The organism is Mesorhizobium sp. P2_E7, from assembly GCF_056403855.1.
Genome location: NZ_JBFUER010000003.1, coordinates 142,944 through 147,016 on the forward strand (window position 1 = coordinate 142,944; position 4,073 = coordinate 147,016).

Genomic DNA, 4,073 nt, shown 5'->3' on the forward strand with positions numbered 1-4,073 from the left:
GAAACACCGCGACCGCCGGCTCGCCTACGCAGGCAAGGCCAGCAGCGCCAGTCCGGCCAGTGCCGAGCCGGCTAATGTCGGCAGCATGCCGATCTTCAGTTTCAGCATGGCGACCATCGCGGCTGCCGCCAGCAGTGCGGCGCGCCAGTCCAGCGACGACAGCACCGGCACCTCCACCCCGAGGCCGACACGGTGCACCGCGCCGAAAACGACGTGCAGCGCAAACCACAGAGCAAGGTTCATCACCACGCCGACGACAGCCGCCGTGATCGCGGTCAGGGTCGCCGACAGCGCCTTGTTGCCGCGCAGCGCCTCGATGTAGGGCGCGCCGAGAAAAATCCAGAAGAAGCAGGGCACGAACGTCACCCAGAGCGTCAGCAATGCGCCAAGCGATCCGGCGACGACTGGGCTTATGGTGCCGGCGTGCCGGTAGGCGGCGACGAAGCCGACGAACTGCAGCACGAGGATCAGCGGGCCTGGCGTCGTCTCGGCAAGGCCAAGGCCGTCGACCATTTCCCCGGGGGCGAGCCAACCGAATGACGTCACGGCCGCCTGTGCGACGTAGGAGAGTGCGGCATAGGCACCGCCGAATGTGACCACCGCCATCAGGCTGAAGAAGCCGCCAAGCTGTGTCCACACGCTGGCTGGGCCGGTCAGCGCCCAAATCAGCAAAACCGCCCCGAGCCAGATCGGCAGCCAGATCACGATGGTGCGCGGCGCGTGCCATTTCGTCGGCCTGGTATGGGCAAGTTCGCCGCGCTCGAACATCAGATCGACCGCGCCTCTGATGTCAGGCAAATTGCCCTTGCCATGTGCGGCTCCGGAAAACCGCGCCGGCGCCAGGCGGTTGCCTACCCAGCCGGTCAGCCCCGCAGCCAGGATGATCAGCGGAAACGGCAGCCTGACGACATAGATGGCCAGAAAGGCGGCCACCGCGATCGCCACCATCACCCGGTTCTTGAGCGCCCGTTTGCCGATGCGGATGACCGCCTCGACGACGACGGCCAGCACCGCCGCCTTGATGCCGAAGAACAGCGCCTCGATGACAGGCGCATCATTATAGAGCACATAGAAGGTGCTGAGGCCCAGCATGACCAGGGCGCCGGGCAGCACGAACAGTATGCCGGCAACGAGGCCGCCTGCGGTCCGATGCAGCAGCCAGCCGATATAGATCGCCAGCTGCTGCGCCTCGGGTCCGGGCAACAGCATGCAATAATTGAGCGCATGCAGAAAACGCTGCTCGCCGATCCAGCGCCGTTCCTCGACCAGTTCCTTGTGCATCAGCGCAATCTGCCCGGCCGGCCCGCCGAAGGAGAGCAGGCCGATCTTCGCCCACAGTTTTGTGGCTTGCCTGAAGGTCGGGGCGGCAGGTGCATCGACAGGACGCGCCTTGTCGTCCGCTGCAAGGGCGCTCATGGCGTTTTGCCCCCGCTTGGCCAATTATGCGTTTCGTCGGTGGCGTCGCGGCACCACCTGAAAAACGCGTCATAGAGCAGCATGCCGGCCTCGAGCTGTTCGAGATCGTCGCGGAACATGCGCGACAGTCCGAGCGATGCGGCGAGGAACCCTGCCGCCTGCGGTATGAGATCGAGGCGCGCCGTGTCGGCCGCACGCACGATCAAGGCAAGCCGGTCGAGCGCCTCGGAGCGCAGCCCGAATTCCTCGATCATGGTGTCGAAGGTGCAGCGCTCGCCGCGATGGCTCCAGAATACATCGTCGATGTCGAAGGGGATCGCCGCGAACCGGTCGGCGGCAGCCAGCACTTCGGCCGGTTCGACGAACAGGAACACCGCCGAAGGATCGATGAAGCGGCGGATCAGCCACGGGCAAGCGATGCGGTCGACCTTGGGGCGCGCGCGCGTCACCCACACGGTGCGGCCCTTGTCGTCGCGGCGCGGCATCTTCTCGGCCGTGACCAGAACCCCCTTGGCCGCCAGCCAGGCCTCGAAACCGCCTTCCAGCGATTCAGCGGCGATGCCCTCATGGCGCAGCCAGGCAGCGACGCCTTGCGAGAGTTTTTGGCCCTTTTGACAGATGACGACGACGTGGCGTCCGGCGAACTCGGCCGCCCAGGTCGAAACAGACTTGAAGTCGCGCCGGGATGAGGCCGGCAGCAGGCGTGGATCGGCGTCATAGTCCTCGTCGATGCGGACATCGACAAGAACAGGTGCTTCCGGCAGGCCGATGAGACGGGAAAGCTGCGCTGCGGTGATTGCGGTTGTTGACGGCATGGCGTCCACCTCCAGAGTGAGAGTTTGGACGCGATCATTGGGCTGACGCCTCACGGGGTCGTCGCGAAGGAACCCCTTGCCTTGATGCTGGATCGATCGACGCTGATTGTCAAGGACAGAGCAGCGCTCGGCCCTCGGACGCCTACTGCGCCGTCCAGCCGCCATCCATCGGCAAGGTCGTGCCGGTGATCTGCCTGGCCGAATCCGAGCACAGGAACAGCGTCAGCGCGGCAAGCTCCTCGACGGTGACGAATTCCTTGGTCGGCTGCGCTGCCAACAGCACGTCGTGCTTGACCTGCTCTTCGGTCATGCCGCGCGCCTTCATGGTGTCGGGGATCTGCTTTTCGACCAGCGGCGTCCAGACATAGCCAGGCGCGATCGCATTGACGGTGATGCCGTCCTGCGCGACTTCGAGCGCCACCGTCTTGGTCAGGCCGGCTATGCCGTGCTTGGCCGAGACATAGGCCGACTTGAACGGCGAGGCGACCAGCGCATGCGCCGACGCGGTGTTGATGATGCGGCCCCATTTGCGCGCCTTCATGCCCGGCACCACAGCCTTGATGGCATAAAAGGCAGCCAGCAGATTGATACGGATGATGGCTTCCCATTTGTCGTCAGGGAATTCTTCGATCGGCGCGACATGCTGTATCCCGGCGTTGTTGACGAGAATGTCGAGGCTGCCGAAGGCAGCTTCAGCCTCGTGCACCATGGCGGTCACGGCCGCGCCGTCCATCATGTTTGCGCCGGAGTAGCGACACTTGACGCCGAAATCCTTCTCGATGCCGGCGCGCTCCTGTTCGATCGCGGCGGCATCGCCGAGGCCGTTGATGGTGACGTTGGCGCCTTCGGCGGCAAAGGCGCGGGCAATGGCCAGGCCGATGCCGCTGGTCGAGCCGGTGACGAGCGCATTCTTCGAAGACAGGGAACCCATGGAGATCTCGCGACTGGTGGGAGCAGCTTTGACGCAGATGGTTTGTGCACCGCAACATAACAATGGCAGGACCATATGTCATTGCGATTACAATGTTGTGATCCTCCACGCGCGCCTTGCGCTGGCATCGAAGTGACACGACATGGCACTGTCATGCTGCCGTGCAACATAATCGTCCTGCACGTCCGCAAGATCATTCCTGAACCGATGGGTGAGCAATTTGGAAATCGCCGATGTCGTGAAGCGCGCCTATGCGATGCCGCTGACCAACCCGTCCTTCCCGCCCGGCCCGTATCGCTTCTTCGACCGCGAATACGTCATCATCACCTACCGCACGACGCGCGAGGCGCTTGAGGCCCAGCGCAATCAGCAATGCCAAGCAGGATCCACCGCACGGTCTTGGCCGCCGCCAGATCCTGGCTGAGCGCGTAGCCGACATAAATGACACCGACGAGCACCAGCACGCCGAAGGCCGGCAGGAATCACTTCGCGCCGCCCGATTGATTGAGCGGATGGTCCGGTCTCGGAATCCCCGCTTCGCTAGAAACAACGTCCACCATCGTCCCACTCCGTTTTGCACTGCAGCAAAGTACTCGGAATGACGCTATGGCTGGTCGATGAAGCTGGTGTGACGGCTATGGTCTTTTTGATCGGGCAAGGGGCGCTGCAGCCCTTGTTCCGGCGCGCGATGCGGATCACGTTTCTTTGCCGGCGCAAAAGCAATCCAGGAAAAGTGTGAGCGGTTTTCCCGGGAAAAGCGCGAAGCGCTTTCCCTTGGGAAGTGCGAAAAAACAAAAAGAGATAGAGCGGTTCGCCGTTTCAGTGAAACGGTGAAACGCTCTAGAGCCGGGTGAGCGAAAGATCGTCAATCCGGATCATCGGCCGAGAGGCGGATGAACCGGATTGCGGAT

4 protein-coding genes and 1 pseudogene are annotated in these 4,073 nt (G+C 63.4%); 2 read left to right on the forward strand and 3 right to left on the reverse strand.

All coding sequences use genetic code 11. The features are described from left to right. Positions 1-24 precede the first annotated feature (24 nt). The 3 genes from chrA to AC1DYC_RS19920 all read right to left on the reverse strand — a co-directional run bounded on the left by chrA (position 25) and on the right by AC1DYC_RS19920 (position 3,162). The gene (chrA, locus tag AC1DYC_RS19910) at positions 25-1,416 is read right to left on the reverse strand and encodes a chromate efflux transporter (RefSeq protein WP_477409230.1); all 1,392 of its coding nucleotides are present in this window, start codon (positions 1,414-1,416) and stop codon (positions 25-27) included. Next, positions 1,413-2,231, reverse strand: coding sequence for a chromate resistance protein ChrB domain-containing protein (locus AC1DYC_RS19915; RefSeq protein WP_477409232.1), 819 nt, complete (start codon positions 2,229-2,231; stop codon positions 1,413-1,415). The genes chrA and AC1DYC_RS19915 overlap by 4 nt, the downstream gene beginning before the upstream one ends. A gap of 142 nt (positions 2,232-2,373) precedes the next feature. Continuing rightward, complete coding sequence (locus tag AC1DYC_RS19920) at positions 2,374-3,162, reverse strand: 3-hydroxybutyrate dehydrogenase (protein WP_352585324.1); 789 nt, start codon at positions 3,160-3,162, stop codon at positions 2,374-2,376. A gap of 220 nt (positions 3,163-3,382) precedes the next feature. Between AC1DYC_RS19920 and AC1DYC_RS19925 the strand changes: the two are divergent. Both AC1DYC_RS19925 and AC1DYC_RS19930 read left to right on the forward strand, forming a co-directional pair. Continuing rightward, positions 3,383-3,520, forward strand: a pseudogene (locus AC1DYC_RS19925) (acetoacetate decarboxylase); the annotation flags it as partial. Positions 3,521-3,760: 240 nt separating this feature from the next. Then, positions 3,761-3,901 (forward strand): hypothetical protein, encoded by a 141-nt coding sequence (locus AC1DYC_RS19930; protein WP_477409234.1) that lies wholly within the window; start codon positions 3,761-3,763, stop codon positions 3,899-3,901. The last annotated feature ends 172 nt before the right edge of the window (positions 3,902-4,073 follow it).

Bases quoted from the DNA above. Each gene is read 5' to 3' on its own strand.
- chrA (WP_477409230.1), bottom strand. From the start codon at position 1,416: ATGAGCGCCCTTGCAGCGGACGACAAGGCGCGTCCTGTCGATGCACCT.
- AC1DYC_RS19915 (WP_477409232.1), bottom strand. From the start codon at position 2,231: ATGCCGTCAACAACCGCAATCACCGCAGCGCAGCTTTCCCGTCTCATC.
- AC1DYC_RS19920 (WP_352585324.1), bottom strand. From the start codon at position 3,162: ATGGGTTCCCTGTCTTCGAAGAATGCGCTCGTCACCGGCTCGACCAGC.
- AC1DYC_RS19930 (WP_477409234.1), top strand. From the start codon at position 3,761: ATGACGCTATGGCTGGTCGATGAAGCTGGTGTGACGGCTATGGTCTTT.